General features: G+C 56.8%; 25 protein-coding genes and 2 tRNA genes. 10 read left to right on the top strand and 17 right to left on the bottom strand.

The genetic code is table 11. The features are described 5' to 3' along the window. Positions 1-57: 57 nt before the first annotated feature. Together QPM17_RS18020 and QPM17_RS18015 are read right to left on the bottom strand one after the other, a co-directional pair. Positions 58-846 (bottom strand): methyltransferase family protein, encoded by a 789-nt coding sequence (locus QPM17_RS18020; RefSeq protein WP_285392498.1) that lies wholly within the window; start codon positions 844-846, stop codon positions 58-60. 14 nt (positions 847-860) lie between these two features. Next, positions 861-1,778 carry a class I SAM-dependent methyltransferase gene (locus QPM17_RS18015; RefSeq protein ID WP_340367156.1) on the bottom strand — a complete coding sequence of 306 codons (918 nt, stop codon included), beginning with the start codon at positions 1,776-1,778 and terminating at the stop codon, positions 861-863. 90 nt (positions 1,779-1,868) lie between these two features. On the opposite strand from QPM17_RS18015, the gene QPM17_RS18010 reads away from it, so the two are divergent. Both QPM17_RS18010 and QPM17_RS18005 read left to right on the top strand, forming a co-directional pair. Continuing rightward, positions 1,869-2,306, top strand: a complete 438-nt coding sequence (locus QPM17_RS18010) for a type 1 glutamine amidotransferase family protein (protein WP_285392494.1) — start codon at positions 1,869-1,871, stop codon at positions 2,304-2,306. Further along, positions 2,270-2,710 (top strand): GlxA family transcriptional regulator, encoded by a 441-nt coding sequence (locus QPM17_RS18005; protein WP_285392492.1) that lies wholly within the window; start codon positions 2,270-2,272, stop codon positions 2,708-2,710. The genes QPM17_RS18010 and QPM17_RS18005 overlap by 37 nt, the downstream gene beginning before the upstream one ends. 17 nt (positions 2,711-2,727) lie before the next feature. Here QPM17_RS18005 and QPM17_RS18000 read toward each other — a convergent pair whose 3' ends face one another. From QPM17_RS18000 to QPM17_RS17960, 9 genes are all read right to left on the bottom strand, one after another. Continuing rightward, a complete protein-coding gene (locus QPM17_RS18000) occupies positions 2,728-4,788 on the bottom strand; it encodes an ABC transporter permease (protein ID WP_285392491.1) in 2,061 nt (686 codons plus the stop codon). A 17-nt stretch (positions 4,789-4,805) separates the two neighbouring features. Continuing rightward, the gene (locus QPM17_RS17995; protein ID WP_285392489.1) at positions 4,806-5,858 is read right to left on the bottom strand and encodes a quaternary amine ABC transporter ATP-binding protein; all 1,053 of its coding nucleotides are present in this window, start codon (positions 5,856-5,858) and stop codon (positions 4,806-4,808) included. 74 nt (positions 5,859-5,932) lie between these two features. Next, positions 5,933-6,862, bottom strand: coding sequence for an ABC transporter substrate-binding protein (locus QPM17_RS17990; protein WP_285392487.1), 930 nt, complete (start codon positions 6,860-6,862; stop codon positions 5,933-5,935). 338 nt (positions 6,863-7,200) lie between these two features. Next, the gene (locus QPM17_RS17985; protein WP_285392485.1) at positions 7,201-8,202 is read right to left on the bottom strand and encodes a sensor domain-containing diguanylate cyclase; all 1,002 of its coding nucleotides are present in this window, start codon (positions 8,200-8,202) and stop codon (positions 7,201-7,203) included. Positions 8,203-8,349: 147 nt separating this feature from the next. After that, on the bottom strand, positions 8,350-9,297 hold the full coding sequence (locus QPM17_RS17980) for an AEC family transporter (protein WP_285392483.1): 948 nt from the start codon (positions 9,295-9,297) through the stop codon (positions 8,350-8,352). 11 nt (positions 9,298-9,308) lie between these two features. Then, on the bottom strand, positions 9,309-9,584 hold the full coding sequence (locus QPM17_RS17975) for an acylphosphatase (protein WP_285392481.1): 276 nt from the start codon (positions 9,582-9,584) through the stop codon (positions 9,309-9,311). 30 nt (positions 9,585-9,614) lie between these two features. Next, positions 9,615-10,214, bottom strand: a complete 600-nt coding sequence (locus QPM17_RS17970; protein ID WP_285392479.1) for a DUF938 domain-containing protein — start codon at positions 10,212-10,214, stop codon at positions 9,615-9,617. A 3-nt stretch (positions 10,215-10,217) separates the two neighbouring features. Continuing rightward, positions 10,218-10,556 carry a branched-chain amino acid transporter permease gene (locus QPM17_RS17965; RefSeq protein ID WP_285392477.1) on the bottom strand — a complete coding sequence of 113 codons (339 nt, stop codon included), beginning with the start codon at positions 10,554-10,556 and terminating at the stop codon, positions 10,218-10,220. Then, on the bottom strand, positions 10,549-11,253 hold the full coding sequence (locus QPM17_RS17960) for an AzlC family ABC transporter permease (protein ID WP_285392475.1): 705 nt from the start codon (positions 11,251-11,253) through the stop codon (positions 10,549-10,551). The genes QPM17_RS17965 and QPM17_RS17960 overlap by 8 nt, the downstream gene beginning before the upstream one ends. Before the next feature lie 117 nt (positions 11,254-11,370). Here QPM17_RS17960 and QPM17_RS17955 point away from each other — a divergent pair, with 117 nt between their 5' ends. The 4 genes from QPM17_RS17955 (at position 11,371) to pgsA (ending at position 14,815) form a co-directional block, all read left to right on the top strand. Next, complete coding sequence (locus QPM17_RS17955) at positions 11,371-11,622, top strand: hypothetical protein (RefSeq protein ID WP_285392474.1); 252 nt, start codon at positions 11,371-11,373, stop codon at positions 11,620-11,622. Between the two features lie 101 nt (positions 11,623-11,723). Further along, on the top strand, positions 11,724-12,389 hold the full coding sequence (gene uvrY, locus QPM17_RS17950) for a UvrY/SirA/GacA family response regulator transcription factor (protein ID WP_285392472.1): 666 nt from the start codon (positions 11,724-11,726) through the stop codon (positions 12,387-12,389). After that, positions 12,373-14,250: an excinuclease ABC subunit UvrC gene (gene uvrC, locus QPM17_RS17945; RefSeq protein WP_285392470.1), complete on the top strand. Its 1,878-nt coding sequence runs from the start codon at positions 12,373-12,375 to the stop codon at positions 14,248-14,250. The genes uvrY and uvrC overlap by 17 nt, the downstream gene beginning before the upstream one ends. A 7-nt stretch (positions 14,251-14,257) precedes the next feature. After that, a complete protein-coding gene (gene pgsA / locus QPM17_RS17940) occupies positions 14,258-14,815 on the top strand; it encodes a CDP-diacylglycerol--glycerol-3-phosphate 3-phosphatidyltransferase (protein ID WP_285392468.1) in 558 nt (185 codons plus the stop codon). 6 nt (positions 14,816-14,821) lie between these two features. Here pgsA and QPM17_RS17935 read toward each other — a convergent pair whose 3' ends face one another. The 4 genes from QPM17_RS17935 to QPM17_RS17920 are packed head-to-tail and all read right to left on the bottom strand — an operon-like array spanning position 14,822 to position 18,305. Next, the gene (locus tag QPM17_RS17935; RefSeq protein ID WP_285392466.1) at positions 14,822-15,424 is read right to left on the bottom strand and encodes an ABC-type transport auxiliary lipoprotein family protein; all 603 of its coding nucleotides are present in this window, start codon (positions 15,422-15,424) and stop codon (positions 14,822-14,824) included. Further along, positions 15,421-16,359, bottom strand: coding sequence for an MlaD family protein (locus tag QPM17_RS17930; protein WP_285392464.1), 939 nt, complete (start codon positions 16,357-16,359; stop codon positions 15,421-15,423). Before QPM17_RS17930 ends, QPM17_RS17935 begins: the two co-directional genes overlap by 4 nt. Positions 16,360-16,377: 18 nt before the next feature. Further along, positions 16,378-17,184, bottom strand: a complete 807-nt coding sequence (locus QPM17_RS17925) for an ABC transporter ATP-binding protein (protein ID WP_285392462.1) — start codon at positions 17,182-17,184, stop codon at positions 16,378-16,380. Further along, entirely contained in the window at positions 17,181-18,305 is a 1,125-nt protein-coding gene (locus tag QPM17_RS17920) for an ABC transporter permease (protein ID WP_285392459.1), read from the bottom strand. The genes QPM17_RS17925 and QPM17_RS17920 overlap by 4 nt, the downstream gene beginning before the upstream one ends. A gap of 182 nt (positions 18,306-18,487) precedes the next feature. Between QPM17_RS17920 and QPM17_RS17915 the strand changes: the two genes are divergently transcribed. After that, positions 18,488-18,563 (top strand) — tRNA-Gly (locus QPM17_RS17915). Between the two features lie 66 nt (positions 18,564-18,629). Continuing rightward, a tRNA-Cys gene (locus QPM17_RS17910) sits at positions 18,630-18,703 on the top strand. Between the two features lie 88 nt (positions 18,704-18,791). Here QPM17_RS17910 and QPM17_RS17905 read toward each other — a convergent pair. Together QPM17_RS17905 and QPM17_RS17900 are read right to left on the bottom strand one after the other, a co-directional pair. Beyond that, positions 18,792-19,511, bottom strand: a complete 720-nt coding sequence (locus tag QPM17_RS17905) for a diguanylate cyclase (RefSeq protein WP_285392457.1) — start codon at positions 19,509-19,511, stop codon at positions 18,792-18,794. Between the two features lie 108 nt (positions 19,512-19,619). Next, on the bottom strand, positions 19,620-20,585 hold the full coding sequence (locus tag QPM17_RS17900; RefSeq protein WP_285392455.1) for a transcriptional regulator: 966 nt from the start codon (positions 20,583-20,585) through the stop codon (positions 19,620-19,622). Positions 20,586-20,870: 285 nt separating this feature from the next. Here QPM17_RS17900 and QPM17_RS17895 point away from each other — a divergent pair, with 285 nt between their 5' ends. Continuing rightward, positions 20,871-23,828 carry a CheR family methyltransferase gene (locus QPM17_RS17895; protein WP_285392453.1) on the top strand — a complete coding sequence of 986 codons (2,958 nt, stop codon included), beginning with the start codon at positions 20,871-20,873 and terminating at the stop codon, positions 23,826-23,828. Continuing rightward, the gene (locus tag QPM17_RS17890; protein WP_285392451.1) at positions 23,825-25,480 is read left to right on the top strand and encodes a PAS domain-containing sensor histidine kinase; all 1,656 of its coding nucleotides are present in this window, start codon (positions 23,825-23,827) and stop codon (positions 25,478-25,480) included. The genes QPM17_RS17895 and QPM17_RS17890 overlap by 4 nt, the downstream gene beginning before the upstream one ends. The last annotated feature ends 12 nt before the right edge of the window (positions 25,481-25,492 follow it).

Raw genomic sequence — 25,492 nt, 5'->3', positions numbered from 1 at the left:
CCTCGCCCATGGAAATCGCCAATGACTGGCAACACCCGGACCGAACCAGACAGTTGGTCATGCCGATGACCCCTGCTTGTTGCGATAAGACGTGGGTGTTTTGACGCGACCAGCACCTGAGCCCCGTGGCAAAGGAATAAAAGCCGGTACCCGTTTTCGATAGGCAACATAGGAATCGCCCAGCTCCCGGATCAGATCAGCTTCTTCAATGGGCGTGACAATGAAGATGTAGACCGAGCAGACCAGTGCCATCAGCAGATGTCCCAGGGTCATGTGTGGCGTCGACCAGAACACCACCAGCCAGCCCAGGCTGATCGGGTGGCGTGTGACGCCGTACAGGTAGCGTGCCGTGAATGTCGTCGGCCCGGGTGCTCGACGCATCATCCAGTTCCAGGCCTGGCGCAGGCCGAAGAAGGAAAAATGGTCGATCTGGAACGTCGCGCTGACCATGATCAGCCAGCCAAGTGCATAGAGGGCGTAAATTGCCCCTTTCGCGATCGCACTGTCAGTCTCCCAGACCGTCACGGTCAGCGGCTGCCAGAGCAGGATCAGCAAGAACAAGGTGGTGCCGGAAATCAGGATATAGGTACTTCGTTCCAGGGCGGGCGGTACGCATCGCGTCCACCAGTTCTTGAACCAGGGCCGGGCCATCACGGAATGCAGCGTCAGGTAGATGATGAGGCTGACCAAATTGGCCAACAGGGCGACTTCCAATACGGGCGTCGCGCCCGAATCGACAGTTTTCGGTACCCACAGGTTCTGCAGGAATAGCATCAGGTAGCAAAGCGCCCCCATGCCGACGGCATAGGACGCCATGGCATAGGTGGCAATAAGCAACTTTTTCATGGTTTCAGGCCTTCTCAGTGTGTGGTCTGCGCGATGAAGTACACATTGAACGGATCGTGCTCCAGGCGGTGACAATCGATGTTGTCGAAACCCGCCTCTCGCAACATGGCCGTGGCCAGCTCCTCCCCCCACATTGTTCCCAGGCCGGGCCCACCCTGCGCCAGGGAAACCGGCGTGCAGTGTGCGCAGGAGATGGTATAGAGCAACGGGCCCAATGGATGCGCGAGGTTGTTTTCCAGGTAGCTGGAGCCGGCAATGTCCTGCATGAGATAGACACCGCCCGGTTTGAGTGCCTCTGCGATGCCTGCCAACAAGGCCTGCGGATCCGGCTGATCGTGGACGGCGTCAAAGCTGGTGATCAGGTCGTAGCGCCCGGGCTCGCAGAAATCGCGAAGATCCCGCGCCTCGAACGTCAGATTGCTGACTCCCAACTGAGCCGCTTCGCGAACGGTTCTGGCAAAGGCCTCAGGGCACAGGTCGTACCCCACAAAACGACTGCGCGGATAGGCCCGGGCCAGTGCCAGCAAGGCCCGCCCGGCACCGCACCCCGCATCCAGCACATCAATGCCCTGTTCCAGTCGCGTGGTCAGTTCAGGCATCAGCGGCAGAATGTGATCCTGCAATGCCGCGACCACGGTCTGGGCGCTGTCCTCGCTCATGACCTGGTGGAAGCATGGGTAGGCGTGGTAGGGCAGGCCCCCGCCGTTCTGGAAGCAGCCCACTAGCGCATCCTCCATCTTCGCGATGAGCGGAACGAACTGGGCATTCACTGCGATATTGTTAGGGACCGCGGCACGGGTCAGGCAGGCTGCGTGCGCCTCCGGCAGGGAATAGAAACGGGTTTTTGGGTCGTAATGGGTGATTCGTGCGGTGGTCATGACTGCTAGCCATTCGCGGACATAACGCTCGTCCAGGCCAGCGTGTCCGGCAATGGTCTCTCAAACCGTCCCGGCGCGCTAAGATATTTAATAGGCCTATCAGTAAAGCCCCGGCACATCATGACCTGACCGGAGAATGTCGCCATGACACAATGCCAGCCATTGGAAATCGCCATCCTGGCCCTTGGCCAGACCACCTCGTCCACCGTCTATGGCATGAACGATCTGCTCTGTTCCGCTGGCAGGGACTGGGCATTGCTCACCGGCGGAAAACCCGGCCACCCCCTGATCAAACCCACCATCGTGTCCGCAAGCGGAGAGGCCATGGAGGTTGCCAATGGTGGCTGGGTCAAACCCCATCGGCAATTGAGCCCCGAGTATCATCCCGATGCCATCTGCATCCTGGAAATCGCCGTCGCTCCTGACAGCCGGTTCGCCGAGGGGCTAGCGACAGAAATCGAGTGGTTGAAACGCTATTGGGACAACGGCGGAACGATTGCCGCCGCCTGCACCTGGGGCTGTACATCATCGCCCGGTTCTGCACCATGGAAGAGGCAATCCGTGTGGCAAAGGTTCACCTGATCGACTGGCACGAGATCGGTCAGCAGCCCTACGCGGTTCTGTCCTGCACCCGTCAGGTCGATGACGCGGTGATCGCCCGATGCCAGGTGTGGGTCGCAGAACACTATGACCAGCCGTCACCGGTCACCCAGATGATGGCGTTGAGCGGGCTGAGCGAGCGCTCCTTCAAACGCCGCTTCAAACAGGCCACCGGAATGACACCGATTGACTATGTGCTGACCTTGCGGCTGGAAGAGGCAAAACAGATGCTGGAAGCGTCGGACCTGCCAATCGACGCGGTGGCGGAGGCTGTGGGTTACCAGGATGCCGGGTTTTTCGGTCGCAAGTTCCTTAAGCGGGTGGGCATGACTCCAACGCATTATCGACGCAAATTTCATGGTTTGCGACAGCATATCGGGCGCTAAAACCATGCCCAGGCCGATCAATTGATCCCCAACGCTTCCTTTCGTTTTTCCGCCCAGGTATGGATCAAATGGTCCACGGCGAGACCGATAAATGCGACGCACAAACCGAGCACTATGCCCTGGCCCATACCGTTGGCTTGAGACAGGGATTGCATGATGAGCTGGCCCAGGTCGTCGGTACCGATAAAGGCACCGATGATAATCATGAACAAAGAGAAGATGACGGTCTGGTTGATGCCCAACATGATGTGGGGGAAGGCCAGCGGCAGTTCAATTTTCAATAGACGCTGCAGGAGGTTAACCCCTGACATGGAGCCTGCTTCCTGCAGGGTCTGAGGCACGTTGCTCAACCCTTCCACGGTGTAGCGGGTGGCCGGAATCGTGGCGTAGACGATTACCGCGATCAGCACGGACAGGTCACTCACCCCAAACAGCATGATAACGGGGATCAGGTAGACGAAAGATGGGAATGTCTGCAAGGTGTCGCAAACCAGTAGGATAACCTTGGTGGCCCGTGGGCTGCGTGAGCACAGGATGCCGACACTGCAACCGATAGTCACGGCAATGATGACCGCGAAGCTGGTCATGTAGGCGGTAATGAGGGCTCGGTCCCACCAGGGGGTCAACGCGATAAAGGCAATGAAAGCGGTCACGATCAGGGCGGAACGCAGACCGCCGACGATGTAACCGGTGCCTGCGACCAGGAACAGGGTCGCCGCGACCGGCATCGCCAGAAAAGCCGCTTTCATGGGCATCAGCACTGAGGTGGTCATGAAGAAGTTGAAGCTTTGCACGCTGTCGTACGTGTGGGTGACGAGCCAGTCGACGATACGGTCCCAGAAGCTCTCGGTACTCAATCCCTGTGATTCATGAATGAAGTAGAGGTAGTTAGCCTTGTCGGGGAAAACCATCGACGCCAGGTAGGCGGCAACAGACGTGCCGATCAAAATCCCCAGGAAGCACAGGGAATGCCTGTGACGGACATGAAACGGCCGGTCAGCAAGGTAATCGGTCTGTTTATGGGCCCAGGCCAGGGATAACCGGTCGAGAACCACGGCAATCAGGACGATGGACACACCGAGTTCGAGGGCCCGGCCTATCTGGAGCGAGTTCAATGCCACCAGCAGTTCGTAGCCCAGCCCCCTGGCGCCGATAAAGGAGGCGATGACAGCCATGGCCAGACACTGCATGATGACCTGGTTGACGCCGATCAGAATGTCATGACGGGCCGAGGGGATGAGCACCTTGAACATTAGCTGGCGCGCATTGCAGCCACTCATCATGCCCGCCTCCAGCACCTCGGGTGAAACTTTCTTGAGACCGAGGATGGTCAGGCGAATCATCGGGGGGGTGGCAAAAATCACTGTTGAAATGGCGCCGGCATGGTCACCAATGCCAAAGAAGACCACCACTGGAATCAGGTAAGAAAAGTGCGGCATGGACTGGGCCACGTTCAACAACGGCGCCAGGATGGCCTCGAAGGTTTTGTTCTTGTAGGCAATGGTCCCCAGGGCGAGCCCCAGGAAAAGCGACAGGGGCACCGTCACCAGCACAAAGGACAGGGTCTGCATGGCGGGTGTCCACTGACCAAACAGCGCAATGTAGATGGTGCTGGCACCGGCCAGAAGGGCCAGGTTACGGCCGCCAAGATAGTGGCCTGTCAGGAATGCGCCAGCGGCGACGGCCGGCCAGGGCAGTGCGGGGATGCGGGCCCACTCGTTGGCACTGATGAAGTCCCAGCTGGTAAAGGCGACAACGGTTTTGACGCCCCCTAACAGAAGTTCACGGATCAGATTGATGCTGAAGAGAACCGCGCCGGAGAGGGTGCGGGTAAACTCTTTCATCAGGGTCGATTCTTCGGTCAGGTCGAGCTCGGCGTCGTAGACATCGACTACCCAGAAGTCATCGATGACGAACCTGAGGCCGTCATTGATCAGGTCAGGCAGCAGCCAGAAGGGAGTCTCCTGCAGGCGCCAGAGGTTACCACCCGTGGCTGGATCGATGGCCATTACCAGGGCATAGAACACCGCCAACAGGGCGGCGAACTGAATCCATTTATGTTCTCTGAAATAGTGCATTAGCTCTGGCTCACGACTCAGTTAGTAACCGCCACGCTCTGTGTCTCGCTAAACAGGGCGTCAATCATGATGCGGCTGTCCAATACGCCCAGGATCCGGCCTTCGGCGTCGGTCACCGCCACGGGTTTCGGCTCGGTTAGCACCGGTTCCGCCACGGTTTCGATAATGGCGTCGGCAGACACGGTGATGTTGCTCATTTCCGCGGAGGCGTCATATTTCCCCATGATGGTCTGGCAGGAGAGCACGCGCTCGCGAGGCACTTCACGGGTAAACCTGGCGACGTATTCCGTAGCGGGGCTGAACACGATGTTGGCGGGGGTATCGATCTGTTCGATAACGCCGTCTTTCATAATGGCGATGCGGTCGGCAAGGCGCAGTGCTTCATCGAAGTCGTGGGTCACGAACAGGATGGTCTTGCCCAGTACACTCTGTAACCGCAGGAACTCATCCTGCATTTCTCGGCGAATCAGCGGGTCCAGGGCGGAGAAGGGTTCATCGAGAAACCAGATATCCGGTTCTACGGCCAGTGAGCGGGCAATACCGACACGCTGCTGTTGACCGCCGGAGAGCTGGCGCGGGAAGTCGTTTTCGCGACCGGTGAGCTCCACCAGGCTGACCATGTCAATCGCCCGGTCCATGCTATCGCGGGTGCTCATGCCTTTCACCTGCAGGGGTAAGGCAATGTTTTCCAGGACCGTCTTGTGCGGCAGCAGGGCGAAATTCTGAAACACCATGCCCATCTTGTTCCGGCGGATGTCGATGAGTTCCCTGTCATTCATGGCAAGCAGATCCTCACCATCAATGAATATAGCGCCCGCGGTGGTGTCGATCAGGCGGGAGATGCAGCGCAAAAGGGTGGATTTTCCAGAGCCTGACAGGCCCATGACCACCAGTATTTCTCCCTTATGCACCTCAAAGGAAGCGTTGTTGACGCCAATGACGCATCCGGCGTCCAGTAATGCTGCGGTTTCCACTTTGCCGCCGGACTTCTCCAGAATCTTCGCCGCGTTGTCACCAAAAATTTTATAGACAGACTCGCACTTGATGACTGGCCGAGTTGATGTCGACATAATCGAATTCCTAAAAAAGAAAAGGGACCCGTGCCTGACCTGAATGCAGCGCACTCAGGTCAGGGGGAGGTGGCTTATAGCCATTTTTTCCACGTGGCTTCGTTGTCGGCCAGCCATTTGGTCGCGGCTGCTTCGTGGCTCATGCCATCGATATCAACCAGAGCGGCCATGTTGCCGATATCACTTTTGGTGAAGGAAATTTGGTTAAAGATTTTGTAGGCAGAGGGCCATTTCTTCGGCATTTGATAATGCGCGGCCTTCTTCAGCCAGCCTGCTGGCGGTGAGCCACACTTGCCATCACCGCCATCCACTTTCTTACAGCCGTCGGTATAGGCGGGGAATTCAACGAAGCTGCCCCCGTCACCGGCATCGGTGAAGTTAGGTGACCAGTTGAAGACGACGACGGCACGGTTGTCTTTGGCCGCTGATTCCAGTTCAGCCCAGAGGGCGCCAGAAGACCCGGCAAACTTGGCGGTAAAGTTCATGTCGAGGGCTTCGATGCGCTCCAGGGTTTCCTGGCCATGCCAGTCCATGGGGCCATCCAGATAACGGCCCTGGCCGCCACTGCCGGCTGTTGCAAACAGGTCAGCACATTCGTTCAGTGCCTCCCAGGATGGCAGGCCGGGGCATAGGTCGCCGACATAGGCCGGATACCACCACTCTTCCTGGGTGACCGCGGCATGCGCGCCCACATCAATGATGCCGCCGGCGTCCAGGGCGTTGTTGAAGGACTTGCCAAAAGTGGACTGCCAGACTTCGTGGGAAATTGTGACGTCACCGTTACGAATTGATTCGTAGACCGCCTGGCTGTCAGCAGGCACATAGGAAACATTGTTGCCAATGCTTTCAAAAATACCGCCAATCACGTATGCCATGGTGATTTGGCTGGTCCAGTTATGGGTGGGAATGACAATAGGCTCTTTCGAGTCTGCCTGGGCCAGGGTCGCGCCAAGCGAGAGTGAGCTGACTACAACAGCCGTCGAGAGGGTGTTCAAGAATTTCATGGTTATCTCCTGAAGTATTATTATCCGTCGCTAATCATTCCTTACTTGCTTTGATTACAGGCAAAGCGCTGCGGCTTCGCAGAGGAAGTACCAAATTCGGATTAACCGATGGCGTGATTAGGGTGAAAGCAACATCTGCGGGGAGAAACAGAAGGCCGGGGGTGGGCGGACCACCAATCTGAACGCGAGATTTCGAGAAGACGCCGGAGGGAGGCGCTCGAGTGGTTCAAGCATGTGGAAAATGCCAGGTAGCTCGCGGAGCAGGAATGGACCATAACACATTTGAGGCGTTGGCGTTTACGCTGCCAGCGAGAACGTCGTGGGAATTAGGGCTCCGGCTATTTCCCGCGTCTGGCCTTCTTGACTGAATACATTGCCTCATCCGCCAGGGCCAACAGCTCCTCCGGGATCACCATCCGGGGCTCCGAAGTCACAACACCGACACTGGCCCCTTGGTAGTCGATGTGTGCAGTCCCGAGATGAAATGCCCCTTTGCTGAGATCCTCAATCCGCTCCCGTATCGCCTTCCGGCCAGATTCGTGGTCACTGGAAAAGGCGCTGCCGAACACAACGAACTCATCACCTCCGATGCGGGCAATGAAATCGCCATCCCGCAACCCGGCGCTGATTTTTTTCGCCATCTCAATGAGGAACCGGTCTCCAGCGTCATGCCCGTAGTCATCATTAATGGACTTGAAACCATCCAGATCGATAAATGCCAGGTGAATGACGTTGCCGGCACGGTCTGCATTGGCCAGTGAGCGTTTCAGCTCAGCCTCCATCGCACGTCGGTTGGGAATGCCAGTCAGCGGATCAGTAAGGGCGTATTCCCGCAGTGTTATATGCTCCCGCCGGAGTGTGGCCAGCAGTTGATCTCTCTCCAGCTGGCGGGCGATCAGCTTGCTGAACATGGATAGCAGTCGTCGGGCCTCATCAGAAACGGGCACCTTCCGTGTACTCGCGCCACACAGCGTACCGTACAGTTCATTGTCGCCGACATGCACCGGTTCGCTGATGTAGGTGGTCAGCCCCAGGTCTCTGGCGGCCTCCGAATCTCCCCAGCGGCTTTTGACGTCGTCTGTAAACAGCTGCCCTTCATCCAGCGCCCGCTTGCACAGTGTGTCGCCCCAGGGAACCGTCAGCCCCTCCGGAATGGAGAGGTTGCTGCTGTTACGGGCAAACACCACTCTCTGGACGCCGCTGGCGGCGTCAATGTGCGTCAGGTAGGTGGATTCAAGGCCAGTCACGGCCTCAAGGAGTTCCAGCAGGGATTTGACCAGTGATTCCAGGTCGTCGTCTTCAGAGACGGCAACCGCCAGTTTGTTCAGAACTTCGTCCATTGCGACTAGCCTGTACCGCTCGAATGTCAGGTGTCTTGATCTGGCCGGATAGACTTTCCGACTATATTGCGCATTGTAAATACTATTTATAGGAAATGCATTGTGAGGTCAGGCCCATTTTACTGCAAGCAACCCGGCCCTGTGGGTTCAGGCAATGCCTGCGGTGCGCAGTGCAAACACGCCAAGGGTGACCGTCACGCTGGCCATGAGCGTGGTCAGTGCCACAATATTGGCGGCGAGGCGATCGTTCCCGCCCAGCGCCTTGACCATGACAAAGCTGGCCGCCGCCGTGGGGCTGGCGAAGAACAGGAACATCAGCCCGAGTTCCCGGCCTTCGAATCCGGCCAGCCAGGCGGCCAGTGTGCACAGAACCGGTAGCGTCACCATTTTCATGACACTGGCGCTGATGGCCAGTTTGCGGTCGTTGCGCATGGCGCTCAGTGACAGCGTTCCGCCGATGCACATCAATGCCAGCGGAAGGGTGAGGGACGCAAAATAGTCGCCGCTGGTCATCAGCCAGGCCGGCAGGCTCAGGCCGGACCAGGCGAATGGAACGGCAACCACCACTGCGAGAATCAGGGGGTTGCGAACAATGTCCCCCAGAATGCGGCCCCAACTGGCGGCTTGCCCTGGCAGGTAGGTGGTCAACACAATCACCGAGAGGGTATTGTAGGAAATGATCACCACACCCAGCAGCAGACCGCCTGCGGACAGACCGTAATCGCCATAGAGGCTAGCCGCCAGGGCCAGGCCGACAATGCCGCAGTTACCCCGGAACGCACCCTGAACGTAAACTCCCCGATCCGCCACAGGCACCGCACGCAGCGCCCAGAGCCAGCAGAGCAGGAAACTGGCGACAGTGGCAATAACAAAAAAACCGAGCAGGGCGGCGTTGAGGGTGGTATCCAGATCGGCCCGCACAATACTAAGGAACACCAGCGTGGGCAGCGTTGCGCGGAATACCAGTGCGGATGCGGTATTGATAAAAGCGGCATCTATCCAGCCCAGGCGCCTGAGGCCCAGGCCGATAAACACCATGGCGAATACTGGCAGGGTGATTTCAAGGGTGTGTAGAAAGGTGTCGAGAAGCGCCATCCGGTCGTTGGTTACCGGGGCTCAAAACGGGTGAATTCACCGGTAGCGGTGCTTTCGGTGGCCTCGACCCTGTCCACGTCTGCCGCAGGCGGGCCTTCGTTGCACCACTGCTTCAGGGACGCCAGTGCCGCCTGAGGGCCTTCTGCCACCACTTCCACACGTCCGTCGGGCAGGTTCTTTGCGTACCCGGTCACGCCGAGTTCAGTGGCCTTCTCTGCGGTTGACGCTCTGTAATAGACGCCCTGAACCTTACCGCTGATCAGCATTGTCAGTCTCTGATGGCTCATTGTCTGATTCCTCCCTTATAGAACGGCTATCTACAGTTTACGCCATACCAGCAAACGGTTGTTGGCGGGCATCTCATGGTCGCTTTCGAGCCGGAAGCCTACCTGTTCCGCCAGTTTCAACAGCTCATCCATATCGCGGATGCCCATGTGTGATGCCTGAAGGCGAAGGTGCCGGTCAAACTGACGGTTGCTGTCGCTGGTATGCTTTCCACCGTAGCTGAATGGTCCGTAAAGGCAAAACGGTGCCCCGCTACTCATCCGCTTTGCCAGCCCGGCGAACATGGCCTGTACTTCCTCCCATGCCATGATGTGGGCGGTGTTTGCGGAAAAGGCGCCATCGACGCTGTCTACCGGCCAGCTCGCTGACGCGACATCCAGCTCCAGCGGCGGACGGATATTGGCAAGCGCGGACTCGCTGATCCAGCCAAGACAGTGGCCGCTGGCGCCGGGCCGGTCGCTGGGCTGCCAGATGATATGGGGGAGTGCCGATGCGAAATGAACCGCGTGCTGGCCCGTGCCGCTGCCGATTTCCAGTATTGTGCCCGGGCTGGTAAACGTATCCCTGATGCGCTCAAGTATCGGTTGTTTGTTGTTTTCGCAGGCCTGGGAAAAGAGCTTGTCGGGCGCCATGATTTACACCTGTATCAGGTTCAGTTGCAGTATAGCCATATAGGCTATCGTGCCGGAGGCGATGGATAAAAGCGCGTTGCGGCGCCACAGGTGAACCGCCACAACCAGGGCGGCGGGTATCAGTGCGTCAAACCCCGGAAGAGTGCTGTGCCAGGAGGCGGAGCGTTGAAGAAACACGGTCGCCAGCAGCGCCATGACCGCGGCAGGCAAGTAACGGCCCAGGTGCCGGACCAGCGGGTGTTCCGTATGCCTCTGGAAAAACAGGAACGGAATAACCCGGGTAGCGAAGGTGGCAGCGGCGGCAACCGCAATGAAACCTGCCAGATACCAGGTATCAGCCATGGCCGGCGCCCTCCGTTGCCGGATTCCGGCGAAGCTTGCGATACTGCAGCAGCAAAACCACACTGACCACCACAATGGCCCCGATCAGTTGATGCGCTGGCGGCAGCACAAGGATCGCGAGCGCAGCAGCGGCAGCCCCGACCATCACCGGAAAAGCATCGCCAAGCGCCTTGTACTGTTCAATCGTCAGTACGATGAATAATGCCACCAGGGCGAATTCAATGCCGGTACTGTTGAACGCCACGTTGGCCCCCAGAAGGGCGCCGAGGGCACAGCCCGCTACCCAGTAGCACTGGTTGAACAGGGTGATGCGGAAATCCAGTACCTGCTCGTGGGGCCTGTCCGCCGACCGCGCGCGGCTGGTGAGCAGTGAGTAGGTTTCGTCGGTCAGGCCGAAAATCAGATAGGCCTTGCGCCAGCCTGCGCCGTGAAACTGGCCCAGCAGGGACAGACCATAGAACAGGTGGCGGGCATTGAGCACGAACATGGCCACGAACACTTCCAGCAGCCCGGCCTGGGCGGCCAGCAGGCTGACGGCAAGAATCTGCCCGGCGCCGGCGTAGATCAGGATGCCCATGGCCGGGGCCGCCCACCAGGGATAATCCAGTTGTGTGGTAAACAGCACGCCAAAGGCCATGCCCAGGGGCAGGTAGCCGAACAGAATTGGCAGCGTTAAGCGGAAGACAGACTGGTTCATAATGCCCCGGGCCTCTGAAAGCAGGGCATGATAGTGAATCCCGTGGGTGTTGAGAAGTCGGGCCTTCTACATCCACTGTAAACCCATTACCATTGTAGCTTTGAAACGGAGCGGACAATGACCGACGACGCAGGCCAGGAGCCCCAACCGGATCCCCGGGAAGAAAAATTCGTGGTCGACACGGAACTGCTCTCGGAAGACCAGATCGAAGGGCTTGTCGACGAGTACTGCACCCGCTACCACGGGCTCAACGATACCGAAAATCCCATGTCTGAACGGGAGCGTGTTACAGTCGCAGTGCGGCGTGGGGACCTGGTTGTCTGGTTTGACCCGGTCGAGAATACGGCGAGCCTGGGCAACCGGCGCTGAAGGGTGTGAGAATATCCAGGTATTGATGGATGCACCTACCGCCTGTCACCCTTAACCGGTACAATTCCTTCATTCTATAAATGCCGCGTGCGAGGTGAGTTTTGATCAGGGTATTGGTTGTAGACGACCATGAACTGGTCCGGTCCGGTATTACCCGGATGCTGGCGGACAACCCCGATATTGACGTCATCGGCGAGGCCTCCTCTGGTGAGGAAGCCATTGATTTTGTGCGCAAAGACAGCCCGGACATCGTGTTGATGGACATCCGTATGCCCGGTATTGGCGGGCTGGAAGCTACCCGTCGCATTCTCCGCATTGATGACGCAGTACGTGTCATTGTGGTTACTGCCTGCGCGGACGATCCCTATCCCACACGGGTGATGCAGGCCGGCGCCTCGGCTTATATCACCAAGGGTGCTGACATCAGAGAAATGGTGCGCGCTATCCGCATGGCTCATTCAGGGCAGCGTTACATCAGCCCCGAAATCGCCCAGAAAATGGCGCTCAAACAGCTTGGTGGCGGTGAATCCGGGGAAGAGGGCGGCGAACTGTCGCTTTTCGACCGACTGTCCGAACGCGAAATGCAGATTGCCATGATGGTTGTTGACTGCCACAAGGTGCAGGATATTTCCGACAAACTTTGCCTCAGCCCCAAAACCGTAAACAGTTACCGCTATCGGATTTTCGAGAAACTGGAAATCTCCAGTGACGTTGAGTTGGCGCTGATGGCGGTCAGGCTCGGGTTACTTGATGCCGACAAAGTCTGATTCTCTGATTGATACTGCTGAGGCAGAAAACAACTGGGAGTTCGATACCAAAAGCTTCCTGAAACAGCTGACCGAGCGGCCCGGCGTCTATCGTATGTATGACGCCGCAGGCAACGTGCTTTATGTGGGCAAGGCCCGCAATCTGAAGAAACGCGTTGCCAGTTACTTCCGCAAGACCGGCCTGGCCCCGAAAACCGAGGCGCTGGTATCCCGGATAAACTCCATTGAAGTCACCATCACCAGTAGCGAAACAGAAGCACTGCTGCTAGAGCAGAATCTGATCAAGTCCCTGCGGCCGCCTTACAATATTCTGCTGCGGGATGATAAGTCCTATCCCTATATCTACCTGTCGTCCCATGAGGACTATCCTTCTCTGACCTTTCGTCGTGGCCGGACAAAAAAGGGTGGCGGTACCTGGTACGGGCCTTTCCCAAGCTCCGGAGCAGTCAAGGAAAGTCTTAATGTACTACAGAAGATATTCCGCATAAGATCTTGTAGTGAAAGCTATTTCAGGAATCGTACCCGCCCCTGTCTGCAATATCAGATCAACCGGTGTACGGCGCCGTGTGTAGGCTTTATCTCTCCCGAAGACTATCGCGAGGATGTACGTCACGCCACCATGTTCCTGGAGGGAAAGAACCCGGCCATCCTGCAGGATCTGATGGAAGCCATGGAAACTGCATCGAAGAACCTGGAGTTCGAGAAAGCGGCTGCCTATCGGGACCAGATCAATCACCTTCGCCACGTCCAGGAGCAGCAGAGCGTTGACGGGGAGGGTGGCGATGCCGACGTGGTCGCCATCGCCCAGGATGCCGGGGTGGTGTGCATCGTGGTGATCATTGTGCGTGGCGGCCGGGTACTGGGTACCAAGGACTATTTCCCACGCTACAGCATCGAACAGTCGGAAGGTGAACAGTTAAGCGCGTTCCTGGGCCAGTACTATTTTGGTGGCAGCACCCGTCGGGAAATCCCGCCGGACATTATTGTTCCGGTGGATGTTGAGGGGCAGGAGCTGTTGTCCCAGGCGCTTACGGAGTCTGCTGGCCGCGATACCCGCGTTCGCAAGAACGTGCGCGGTGAACGACGTCGCTGGCTGGAACTGGCCATGACCAATGCCCGCCAGACTCTTCTGAGTCATCTGGCCAGCAAAGAAACAGTCTACCGCCGGCTCCTGGCACTGCGGGACTTGCTGGAACTGGCAGAAACGCCGTCCCGCATGGAATGCTTTGATATCAGCCACAGCCATGGTGAAAACACGGTCGCATCCTGCGTGGTTTTCGACGAGAATGGGCCGCTGAAGAGTGACTATCGCCTGTACAACATTGAAGGCGTCACCGCCGGAGATGACTACGGCGCCATGCGTCAAGTGCTGACACGGCGCTACAAGCGCATGGTGGCGGGCGAGGGCAAGCGCCCGGACCTGGTATTCATTGACGGTGGCAAAGGCCAGTTGAACGTTGCCCGGGAAGTATTTGATGAGCTTGGCGTTACAGACATACCGCTTATCGGTGTCGCCAAGGGCGTCACACGGCGTGCGGGCATGGAACAGCTAATTGATGCGATGACCGGCGATGTCTACCGGGTGCCGGCGGATTCGCCAGCACTGCACCTGATCCAGCATATAAGGGACGAGTCCCATCGCTTTGCCATTACCGGCCACCGTGCCGGGCGTGACAAGAAGCGCAGACAATCTACCCTTGAGGGTATAGAAGGCGTCGGCCCGAAGCGCCGTCGTGATCTGATTCGCTACTTCGGCGGCCTTCAGGAGCTTCGTAAGGCGAGTGTTGACGAAATGTCCAAGGTTCAGGGAATCAGCAAGAACCTGGCAGAAACCATCTACGCAGTACTGCATGACGAGTAGGGACAGCATGAATTTACCGAATATACTCACACTTTCCCGCATCCTGATGATCCCGGTATTCGTGATCATCTATTATCTGCCGGCTGAGTGGAGTTATCTCGTCAGCGCCGGAATTTTCGGGCTTGCTGCAGGGACCGACTGGCTGGATGGTTACCTCGCAAGAAAACTGGATCAGAGCACACCATTCGGCGCCTTCCTGGATCCGGTGGCGGACAAGCTGATGGTGGCCGTGGCGCTCACAGTGCTCATTGAATCCCATGCGAGCTTTATCCTGACCATTCCCGCCACGGTCATCATTGGTCGTGAGATCGTCATTTCCGCACTGCGGGAATGGATGGCGGAAATCGGAAGCCGGGGGAGTGTGGCGGTGTCCTATATTGGCAAGATCAAGACCACCGCACAGATGGTCTCCATTATCATGCTGCTGGCGTTTCCGCCCGGCGTGCTCTGGGCCCATGTCGGAACAGTGCTGCTGTATGTGGCAGCCGTCCTGACATTCTGGTCAATGATTCTCTATCTCAAGGCCGCCTGGCCCGACCTGTTTCCCGAAAAAGAAGCAGGCTGACACTGATCAGATGTTGTCGAGAGTCCAGTTGATTGCCTGCCTGGCCAGTTGATGACTGGCCTGTCCAAAGGCTTCCACCACGGCTTCAACAGACTCTCCGTCAGCAGGGTGGCGGACCTCGAAACGTCTGTTCGCAACGGTTTCCCGCGTGCGTTCGTTAATCAGCTGCAGGTTCAGGTACAGGTGGACAACCGGTGTGCCATCACGATACTCAGCCTGGAAACGGGTCAGGTCACCGGCCAGGGTCAGGTCACTTCGTGCAGGACTCGTATCGGTGATCACCGTTGCCACCCGGCCATCCCTTCGGAACGATTCAAGCAGGTAATTCCCAAGGACGACGGGCGCGCGGTTGCTCCAGCGGGAACCCTCATAAGCCCGAATTTCATGGGCGCCTGGCTTGACCAGAATGCGCGAGCTGTCGATGGGGGTTACCGCCAGGGGAATCGATACACGGAGAGTGCTGTCAACGGGCTTGTCAGAGCTTTCCTGCACAGCAGGGGCCGGCAGCTGAAAGATCCGATGGGCCGGCTGTTCCGGAAACACGGTGCATGCGGCCAGTGATATCACGGCCCCGGTGGCAATCAGTACTCGCAGCAATGGAACTCTCACGGATTGAACTCCCGGATTGGTTCGCGGCCCAGCAGCATGCCGGCTGGGTCGTCCTCGAAGCGGTAGACGACGTTGTTGAGGCTTCTCAGCGTATTGCGCAGCTCGCGCATGGCCGGAGCAAGTTCCCCGAACCCCTGCATGCCCTGGTCGAGGGCGCCTTCATTCCTCGCTGTCAGCTGTTCAAGCCGTGTGGTGGATGCCTCAAGCGAATTCATGGCGCTTTGTGCAGTGGCGAATAACTGCCGGCCCTCGTTATCGAGCATGGAATTCGCTGTCATACCAAAGCTTCGGAACGTTTCGAGGGTGGCCTCGGTCTGTTTGCTGAGCTGATCAAAACTGGTCACCAGTCTGCTCAGATCCTCCCGCTGTTCCAGGAGGTCGGAAGACAGGGTTTCTATGTTCTGCAGGCTGCGGGAGAGATTCTGGGCGTTCTCTGGCGAGACCATGGAATTGGCGTTCGTCAGTACCTTATCGAGCTTGGCAAAGAGTTTTTCGCTGGTGGCCATGAATGTATTCAGGGCCGATGGCTCAGCATGTATGGTCGGCGGCGACTCACGATCACCCTCCAGCGTCCGGCTACCCGGCGTTCCGCCTTCGAGCTCAATGCTCATGCTGCCGGTGATATTGGTCAGCGCCAGGCCTGCCCGGGTATCTTCCTTGATAGGTACATCGCTGTAGACGCGCACGAGGGCCCTGACATTGCGTGGGTCGTCCGGGTCCAGGCTGAGCCGGTAAACATCGCCCACCTCAATCCCGCTGTACTTGACGGGGCTCCCCTCGGAAAGCCCGCTCACGCCACGGTCAAAGACCACCTCATACCAGGCATAATCCCGGTCGCTGCTGGTTTTACCCAGCCATAGCGCGAATAGCAGGGCGCTTGCCAGAAAGATCAGTGTAAACAGCCCGATAAGGACATGGTGTGCTCTGGGTTCCATCTCAGACGTCCTCTCGATTCATTCAAACGCTCCGTCAGTTGCTGGTCCCGCCCGATGGACCGCCCGGCCCCTCGGGCCATGGAAATAGTCACGAATCCATGGGTCGTCGGTGGCCTCAACGGCCTCCAGAGGGCCAGCCACCAGCACCCGTTTCTCTGATAACACGGCCACCCGGTCACAGGTACTGTATAGCGTATCCAGATCATGTGTGACCAGAAACACGCTGAGGCCCAAGGCATCCCTCAGCGTGACGATCAGCCGGTCAAATGCTGCCGCGCCAATGGGATCAAGCCCTGCTGTGGGCTCGTCGAGAAACAGTACTTCCGGATCCAGCGCCAGCGCCCGGGCCAGTGATGCCCTTTTTACCATGCCGCCGGAAAGCTGTGCGGGGACCATGGTGGAGGCATGAGAGGGCAGTCCCACCAGCGCCAGCTTTACCCGGGCAAGGTGCTCTGCATCTTCCCGGGACAACCTGGCGTGTTCAATCAGTGGCAGAGCGACGTTTTCCTGCAGCGTGAGGGAAGAAAAGAGTGCTCCGCTCTGGAACAGTACGCCAAAGCGGCGCTCAACCTGGGATCGCTGCTCCTGAGTCAGCGCCTCAAGCTCCTTTCCAAAGACTTCAATGGCCCCGGAGTCTGGCTGGTGAAGACCGACGATGCTGCGTAACAGCACCGACTTCCCGGTTCCGGACCCGCCAACAACGCCCAGTATTTCACGGCGATAGAGGCTGATATCCAGATGCTCATGGACCCGGTTGCTGCCAAACCGGTTGCAAAGGTCCCGGACTCTGATAACTACATCCTGTTGCGAGTCCTGTCGCTTCACCAACCCATCTCCATGAAGAAAATTGCGGCAATGGAATCCAGCAGGATCACCATGAAGATCGACTGTACCACGGCAGAGGTGGTGTGCTCACCAACGGACTCCGCGCTGCCACGGGCCTTGAAACCTTCAAGGCAGCCAATCACGGCGATAACAAAGGCGAATACGGGTGCTTTACCAATACCAACGAAAAAGTGAATGGCTCTTACCTTGGTTTCCAGGATATTGAGTATCTGGGGCACCGAAATATCCAGCACCAGCACGCATACCAGTGAGCCGCCGATGATACCGCTGATCATACCGACAAAGGTCAGTATGGGCAGGGATACAACCATGGCAAGCACCCGGGGAACGACCAGAAGCTCAATCGGGCTCAGGCCGAAGGTCCGCAACGCATCGATCTCCTCATTGGCTTTCATGGACCCGAGCTGTGCCGTGAACGCGCTCGCGGTCCGGCCGGCTAGAAGAATCGCCGCCAACAGCACGCCAAATTCCCGCAGGAAGGAAAACGCCACAAGGTTGACCGTGTAGATGGTCGCCCCGAAGTCATCAAGAATGGTCGCCCCCAGAAACGCCACAACCGCACCCACCAGAAAGGTGAGCAGGGCCACAATCGGCAGTGCGTTGAGGCCGGTCTGGTGGATATGCGCGACCAGTGGCGTCATGCGCCAGCGCCGGGGGGTCGGGAGAATTGCAAACATGGTTGCGAGGATCTGCCCGGTAAAACCCATCAGCAGACGTTGCTGGTCCCAGTAGTGCTCAACCTGCCGACCGACCCGGGCGAGAAAAACCAGCAATGCCGACCCCTGCCGGGGCAACTCCTCGTCCGGCCTGGCCATGGCGTCGGCCACCAGCCGCAGCAAATCCCGGCGCTCCGGGGGAAGACCCGATGCGTGGTCGGTCAGCTCTGCCAACTTCTGTGCGCCGAGAAGTTCCGCCAGCAGAGAGGCGCCCGACGTATCCAGGGCCTCAATGGAGGTGAGGTCCGGGGCATAGTCTGCGGCTTCTGGTGATGCCAGAGCCGCTGTTACCGCCTGCTTCAACCTGGCGTAATTCGGCAGCGTCCAGTCGCCGGAGACAACAAGGCGATCGGCTTCAAAATCCAGCTGGCCGGGTGAGGACATCTGCGGTTCCTGTGCCTGTCTTCAGGAAATGGTGTTGTGAGACCCTGATACTAGCTGAAATTTTGCCATCCGGCTGCTATTCCTTGCGTGAAAAATAATCAATAACCGTAAGTAAAACAGAAAGTTGAAAAAAGTGGTTGACGCATACCGCCGAATCCGTAGAATACGCCCTCGTTGATCAAGCGGGAATAGCTCAGTTGGTAGAGCACAACCTTGCCAAGGTTGGGGTCGCGAGTTCGAATCTCGTTTCCCGCTCCAATTAACACAGTCTCTCAATGTCCACCTGAGAGCATAAAAGTAACGAATCCCCTTCGTACTTTTACCGGCGCGGTGGCAGAGTGGTTATGCAGCGGACTGCAACTCCGTTAACGCCGGTTCGATTCCGACCCGCGCCTCCATTATTTTTCTCGAAGCTTCACGCCGTTAAATGTTTCAGACCGTGACCGATGTGGCTTACAGGCTGCTGAGGCGGGGCGATCAATCTGGCTACGGAGCCTTTTCCGCCCAAGGATAGGACGGCGCTGCTTTCAGCCTGTTTTTACCCGTACTTTTGGCCTCATAAAGCGCTTTGTCGGCAGCAGTTATGAGAGTTTCCAGACTTCTCCCCGCTCCTGGATAGGATGCAAGCCCGATACTGAGGGTGGTGGCGCTGCGGTCAGAAAAGATTGCTTCAACTTTCTCCCGGATCCTTTCCGTTATTTCGATGGCTGAGCTGATGTCTGTCTCTGGCAGACCGAAAATGAACTCATCGCCACCGTACCGACCCGCAATGTCCATCGCTCGGAGGTTTTCGCTAAAAACCTCAGCGACTTGCCGCAATACATCATCACCACTCTGATGGCCTTCAGAGTCGTTAACAGTCTTGAAGTTGTCCAGGTCCGCCATAATGAGAACAAGGGGCTTGCCATTACGTTTGGCCAGTGCCAGCTCTTTTTCCATGACACTCTGAAACGTGCACAGGTTATACAGCCCGGTCATGCTATCAATGCGCGAGAACTGCAGCAGCATGTTCAGCTGTTCACGGTCAATGATAACAGGCTGGCTGTCGGTGTCCGGCGCTACATTGACCATGTAGTCGAGAGCGGCTACCTGCATGCCGGGGTCTCTGCCTAGCCTTCGCTTGAGGTGGGCCCGGTGCTGCTCCAACTGCTCGCAATGAAGCTGCGCAGCCAGTCGATCGAAGCACATGCCAGTGAGCTCATGCATCAGTTGCTGCTGAGCATCTTGACCATGAGCATCGTCTGTCTGTAATGCAGAACTGGTGAGGAATTCCTCGTGCTTTTGAGGATTCCGTATCCGGTATGCCACCTTTAATCACTCCCTGGCAGCGCCACGATAACCCATGATGTTACCTTCTTGATGGGAATTCAGGTCATAAATCTGAATTGCGTTATCGCCAATTTCCTGCGCCTCAATGCACAACTGGCGGGCCGCCTCTATCATCAGGGATGTGTCCCGTTTCGATGAATCTGATGGCATGACCAGTATTCCGGCCGAAAGGCCGAGACGAAGACTGCCGTTTGCAGCAAGCTGGAATCTGGCACGTATGATGCCGATGAGTTTGAGTGTGACCTCAATGGCCGAATTCTCTGCGGTCTCCGTCATAAACATGACGGATTCGCCGTTGCCGATCTGGTAGAGCGAGCCGCTTGCGGATGTCAGTTGCCCGATCAGCGCGGAGGCTTCTTCGAGGCAGTCGTTGAGAACGTCTGGCTCCGGGGCAGGCTCGGAAGCGCACCCCCTGAGACACAGGTAGGTGAGACTGAATCGCGATGACTCTGGCTTTTTTTTCGGTATCTCGGGGTTGAATGGGGGCTCATGCCAGAGGGATATTTTTACGGGCGATGCGGCCGAGCGCACTCTGGGGGTCAGACGTGAATAGTCGGGGATCTGCCGGATAATAAACACCACCTCTTTGCCATCAGCTTCCATGTTGTCCATTTCTGCAATCTTTATGCTGACGATGGTTGTGATCTTGCCTCGACGAAGTCTGAAAAGCCCTTCCAGCATTGCGGGAATGAATTGGCCGTTCAGGCATGACTCGGCAATCGGCTCTGCGGGCGAGAGGGGGGTTAGCGCGAGAATCTCGTTGATGGGTTCCCCAACAGCCTTGTCGAACGTTACATCGAGTATGTTTTCCGCTGCTTTATTGAGGTAGGAGATAATGCCTCTCTCATTGGTAATTGTTATGCCTTCCTGCGTACGCTCGCGCAGGTTCAATGCAATCCTGGCCGAACTCTGAGAAGATTCATTAACGGATGGTCGATGGGAAGGGATCATAATCAGGCTCCATGTCGTCACTAATCTTTTTTATGGCAGGGTCTTGTTATGCTCGTACATCCCAAACGAGGACACAGAGTGTTTTTTAACCTGCAAAGGAAACTATAGGTGGGCTCCGGCGTTTGAAAAATGGGGCAGAGCTTGAAAGAAGTATAAGAAAAACCTTTAACTCCGGCCCTGACGAGCCGAAACCGAAAACAGACACCTGGCAGTGCGGATAAACTGGCGTAACTGGATTCGAACAGAGCAAGTGCCACTCTTTGGGTAAGGAACGAATTAAACGCTATGTATAAATCAGACGCCGCCTCGCGCCCCAAGTCATCCGATGAAAACCTGCCAATTGTCGTGCTCGGCGCCTCAGCCGGCGGTCTGGATGCACTGAAAGCGTTTTTTTCCGGAGTATCGGACGAAGCCCGTTGTATCTATCTGGTGATCACCCACCACAAAAGCGAACAACAAAGTATGTTGCCGGAATTGCTTGCCCGCAGTTCAGGTAAACGGGCAACTGAAATTACCGATGGTATGGCACCGGAACCTGACTGCATTTATACGAACCCTGCGACGGAGTGTTTTATCACGCTGGAGGGAGGGAAGTTCAGACTGCTCAGTGCTTGTGAAGCGTCTGCGCGCACACCGTCGCAAGACGGGGGTGGTAATCCGCCAATGAAGGTTTACCACCCCATCGATTTTACGTTCCAGCAATTGGCAGAAGAGGTGCAGTGCCGGCTGACCGGCATTGTGCTATCCGGATCGGGAAGCGACGGCGCCATCGGGCTAAGGTCGATAAAGGCCCAGGACGGCATGATCATGGTCCAACAGCCGGAGTCGGCCGAGTTCTCGGGCATGCCGGACAACGCAATAACCACGGGCCTGGCCGATTATGTATTGCCGCCTGAAGACATGGGCGCGAAGTTGGCGGGCTACCTCCGTCAGTGCGAAACGCTGGGTCTCAGTAAAGGTGAGGATGAACTGGTTTCGACCGACCAACTCCGCCGAATATGCGAATTGTTGCAGGATAGAGTTGGCCACGATTTTTCAAGCTACAAGCCTAATACGATGAAGCGCCGGGTTGCCAAGCGCATGGCCTTGCACAGGTTCCGGAAAGCCTCAGAGTACCTCGAATATCTCCACCACGATGAGGATGAGGCGAACCATCTGTTTCGCGACATGCTGATTCGCGTCACAGAGTTTTTTCGAGACCCTGGCCTGTGGGACTACTGTCGGAACGAGCTGTTTCCCGAAGTTTTGCGACAGCACGAGTACAGTGAAGGCTTTCGGGTCTGGGTTGCGGGGTGTTCTACGGGAGATGAGGCCTATTCGATTGCGATTCTGCTGAACGAGGTGCTTCGCGAGAAAAATATTTCCAGGCGGGTTCAGATATTTGCCTCAGATCTCGATGCGGATGCCATTTCAATCGCCCGGCGAGGCGAATACCCCGCAGGAATTGTCAATGAAGTTCCCGAGTCGTTGTTGAGCCGCTATTTTTCTTACGCGAATGATCGTTACAAAATTCGAAAATCTGTTCGCGAACAGATCATCTTCGCACCACATAACCTTCTCAAGGATCCGCCGTTTACCAACATTGACCTGATTTCCTGTCGCAATCTTCTGATCTACCTGAATCAGGACCTGCAGACTGACTTGATCTCCCTGTTTCATATGTCGCTCCGGAATATGGGTACGCTGGTGCTGGGGCCCTCAGAATCGGTCGGAGAAACATCCACGACTTTCAAAACCCTTAATTCCAAGTGGAAAGTCTTCAGACGTAATCCCGACATATTGTCCGAACGGGCATCAATGCAACACTTTCGTGGCAGGCGGCGCACGGACAGGTCGCTCCATCACACCCCCGCCACGGCACAGCCCCTCCCAAGAGACCAGCCGGCGATTGCCGAAAAGGTATTAAAGCTGCTGGCCAGGAAATTTGCGCCAGGCGCGCTTGTGATGAGTGAGCGCGGCGACATTTTCTATTTACACGGTGATGCTGGAAGGTTCCTCGAGCCGGTCGAAGGCCGGCCCCGCTACAACATTTTTGAAATGGGCAGAGGTGATCTCCCGAGGGGGCTGCCCGCCCTGATGCATTCAGCGGCATCTTCAGAAGGCCGGGTTGTTGAAAAGAAGTTCAAAATTGACCCTTCTGGCGACAGTTACGTGCTTGTGGGTGTGGAGAAACTGCAAGCTCCGAAGTCCATGCGGGGGCTATTCCTGATTCTTTTCCATGACTGCGAAACACCGAGCGCCAGCCCTACAGGGACAGAGGAAGCTGAACAATCGCGGGACGAGGAGGAGCCTGCCTCCCACGTTTTTGAACTGGAGAGGGATCTGGAGAAGTCGAGGGCATCTTACCGGGCATTGTTGGAGCAGGTTGAAAACCAGAACGCTGAGCTCAGATCCGCCAATGAAGAATTGCAGTCGACCAATGAGGAGCTGCAGAGCAGTAATGAAGAGCTGGAAACCTCCAAAGAGGAAACGCATTCGCTGTACGAGGAATTGAGCACCATCAATTCAGAATTGGTCGAAAAAGTGAACAGGCTGTCCGATGCCAACGATGATATGGCGAACCTGTTGAATAGCACAGCGATGGCGATCCTGTATCTGGACAACGAGCTTAAACTGAAGCGCTTCACAGAGAAGGCCAAGGACATCGTTGCGGTTCGGGACTCGGACGAGGGGCGCCCCATAGGTGAGCTGGCCATCCACCTCAAAGGCGAAGAACTCATTGAAGACGCTCTGTCAGTATTGTCTACACTTAAGGGTATCGAAAAAGAGGTAACAACAAAGCAGGGAGATTGGTACCTGATGAAATTGCTGCCTTACCGCACCCGGGAAAACGTCGTGGATGGTTTGATTTGTACCTTTGTGGAGATCAACGAGGTCAAAAGAAGCCAGTTTGCTGAGTCCCATTCTCGGGAGCTCCTCTCGCAGTTGTCACACCCTTTTTTGTTGGTCGACGTCGATGGCGTTGTTGTTCAGATCACGGGGGCCATGGCGAAGGCCCTTCAGGTGGAGAGCCAATCGGCGGAAGGCATGCGGCTAACGGACCTTGTCCGTGAGCAGCGATCCTCCGAGGGGATAGCGCAATGTTTGAATCGTATTCTTGAAGGCAGCCAGAAGACTCTGCAGATGTCGGTGCGACCAATCAGCCAGAATAAGTCGGACGAGGCACCAACTCTGCAGCTGGAAATCAGGAAGCTGCCAGCGGGCTCTGGTGAGCCACAACTAGTGTGGGTGGGGTTGCTATGAAAGATTCGCGCAGGTTCAACGATCATGAGCCATTGAGCCGGGACCTTCGTGCGATAGCTGAGGCGAGACTGCAGGCGCGAAGAGCGGACGGTCAGGAGGAAGAAGAGGAAGAGGAAGAAGACCTCCAGAGTCTTGTCGAAGAACTGAGTATTCATAAGCTTGAACTTGAAGTCCAGAATGAAGAGCTCAGGAAAGTTCAAAGCGACCTGCGGGCTGCTCACGACCGCTACGCAGTGCTCTATGAAATGGCGCCTGTTGCTTTTCTGACGCTCTCGACAAAAGGTGAAATCCTGAACTGTAACCGCGCTGCTGCGAATCTGTTCGGGATGCCGCCAGCCCGTATCGTTGATCGTTTCCTGCACGAATTTGTAGATGAAGAGTCTCAGGATGCTCTTCATCTGCACTATTATGCTCTGGTGAATCATTCGCAAACCCAGTCAACGGCGCTCAAATTAAAAACCGGTGGTGCTGTGCCCCGGACTGTGCTGTTGGAGAGCGAACTCGACAGCGAGCTGAACCCGGGCGAGCTCAGTTGGTTTGCATCGCTGACTGACATTTCCGACCAGAAGAAGCTGGAGGCAGAGTTATCCAGCCTCAATCGTGACCTTGAGGAGCGGGTGCAGGAGCGCGCGAGACAGTACCTGGCCAGTCGGCAGGAGACTCTGGCGGTTTTGAATGCGGCAGCGGATCCTATCATCACGATCGATTCAAAGGGCATGATTCAATCCCTTAATCGGGCCACCTGCAGGGTGTTCGGCTACGCTGAAGATGAGTTGCTGGGAGTCAGCTTGCTGACCCTGCTCACGAATGCAGGCGCCGATGTGTTCAGACGAGCGTTGGCGGACTGTGCGGAGGAGGAAGTAGGTGAGGCGCCGAAAGTGCGTCGGGAAGCTCTGTGGCGAATGAAAAGTGGCAAAAAAATCCCCGTTGAGATGGCTCTGGCCCGTATCGACGAAGACGATCGTTTCACCATCGTTTTGCGGGACCTGCGAGAAAAAAAGCGCCTCGAATGGGAAGTTATGCAGGTGACAGAGAGCGAGCGCAGCCGGATTAGCCGGGAGCTTCACGATAGCCTGGGGCAGGAACTTGCTGCCATGTCCCTCGATACCAGAGTGATCGCTGAGGACCAGGCCGGGATCAACGCGGCTGACGCTTCGAAATTCCAGAGATTCAGTGAAAAGCTGCAGCAGTGCATTGCCCAGCTCAGGACGATCATTTTCGATCTTGCTCCGATTGATGTGTCAGATGGCGGCCTGGTGGACGCTCTTGAGGCGCTGGTGCGGAGTATTCCGGAACAGGATGGCATCAAGTGCAGCTTTCACCTTTCGCACTCTGAGTCATTGATGGCCTTACCGCGCGAAACCGAAATACAGTTGCTCAGAATTGCGCAGGAGGGGGTGCATAATGCCCGCAAACATTCCGGGGCCAAACAGGTCGTGGTAGGGCTTTCCTGCAAGGGCGGTGGTGTCGAGCTCCAGATTATTGATGATGGCCACGGGGTGCCTCTGCAGAAGCGGTCCAGCTTCTCGGGCCAGGGGCTTCGGATCATGGAGTACCGTTGCAGTCTGGTTGGAGGGGAACTGGACATTATGAACTACGACCCGAAAGGCACCAAGGTTGTATGCCGGATTGAGCGGGCCCAAGACTCCTAACCATAGGGTGAT

Origin of the sequence: Marinobacter azerbaijanicus, from assembly GCF_030250645.1 — a bacterium.
GTDB lineage: Bacteria > Pseudomonadota > Gammaproteobacteria > Pseudomonadales > Oleiphilaceae > Marinobacter > Marinobacter azerbaijanicus.
This window is presented reverse-complemented; position numbering and strand designations above follow the sequence as displayed.

Bases quoted from the DNA above. Each gene is read 5' to 3' on its own strand.
- pgsA (WP_285392468.1), top strand. From the start codon at position 14,258: ATGAATTTACCGAATATACTCACACTTTCCCGCATCCTGATGATCCCG.
- QPM17_RS17905 (WP_285392457.1), bottom strand. From the start codon at position 19,511: ATGCATGAGCTCACTGGCATGTGCTTCGATCGACTGGCTGCGCAGCTT.
- QPM17_RS17965 (WP_285392477.1), bottom strand. From the start codon at position 10,556: ATGGCTGATACCTGGTATCTGGCAGGTTTCATTGCGGTTGCCGCCGCT.
- QPM17_RS17900 (WP_285392455.1), bottom strand. From the start codon at position 20,585: ATGATCCCTTCCCATCGACCATCCGTTAATGAATCTTCTCAGAGTTCG.
- QPM17_RS17930 (WP_285392464.1), bottom strand. From the start codon at position 16,359: ATGGAACCCAGAGCACACCATGTCCTTATCGGGCTGTTTACACTGATC.
- QPM17_RS17960 (WP_285392475.1), bottom strand. From the start codon at position 11,253: ATGAACCAGTCTGTCTTCCGCTTAACGCTGCCAATTCTGTTCGGCTAC.
- QPM17_RS17995 (WP_285392489.1), bottom strand. From the start codon at position 5,858: ATGTCGACATCAACTCGGCCAGTCATCAAGTGCGAGTCTGTCTATAAA.
- QPM17_RS17975 (WP_285392481.1), bottom strand. From the start codon at position 9,584: ATGAGCCATCAGAGACTGACAATGCTGATCAGCGGTAAGGTTCAGGGC.
- QPM17_RS17955 (WP_285392474.1), top strand. From the start codon at position 11,371: ATGACCGACGACGCAGGCCAGGAGCCCCAACCGGATCCCCGGGAAGAA.
- QPM17_RS18000 (WP_285392491.1), bottom strand. From the start codon at position 4,788: ATGCACTATTTCAGAGAACATAAATGGATTCAGTTCGCCGCCCTGTTG.
- QPM17_RS18020 (WP_285392498.1), bottom strand. From the start codon at position 846: ATGAAAAAGTTGCTTATTGCCACCTATGCCATGGCGTCCTATGCCGTC.
- QPM17_RS17985 (WP_285392485.1), bottom strand. From the start codon at position 8,202: ATGGACGAAGTTCTGAACAAACTGGCGGTTGCCGTCTCTGAAGACGAC.
- uvrC (WP_285392470.1), top strand. From the start codon at position 12,373: ATGCCGACAAAGTCTGATTCTCTGATTGATACTGCTGAGGCAGAAAAC.
- QPM17_RS17970 (WP_285392479.1), bottom strand. From the start codon at position 10,214: ATGGCGCCCGACAAGCTCTTTTCCCAGGCCTGCGAAAACAACAAACAA.
- QPM17_RS17890 (WP_285392451.1), top strand. From the start codon at position 23,825: ATGAAAGATTCGCGCAGGTTCAACGATCATGAGCCATTGAGCCGGGAC.
- QPM17_RS18010 (WP_285392494.1), top strand. From the start codon at position 1,869: ATGACACAATGCCAGCCATTGGAAATCGCCATCCTGGCCCTTGGCCAG.
- QPM17_RS17990 (WP_285392487.1), bottom strand. From the start codon at position 6,862: ATGAAATTCTTGAACACCCTCTCGACGGCTGTTGTAGTCAGCTCACTC.
- QPM17_RS18005 (WP_285392492.1), top strand. From the start codon at position 2,270: ATGGAAGAGGCAATCCGTGTGGCAAAGGTTCACCTGATCGACTGGCAC.
- QPM17_RS17895 (WP_285392453.1), top strand. From the start codon at position 20,871: ATGTATAAATCAGACGCCGCCTCGCGCCCCAAGTCATCCGATGAAAAC.
- QPM17_RS17920 (WP_285392459.1), bottom strand. From the start codon at position 18,305: ATGTCCTCACCCGGCCAGCTGGATTTTGAAGCCGATCGCCTTGTTGTC.
- QPM17_RS17980 (WP_285392483.1), bottom strand. From the start codon at position 9,297: ATGGCGCTTCTCGACACCTTTCTACACACCCTTGAAATCACCCTGCCA.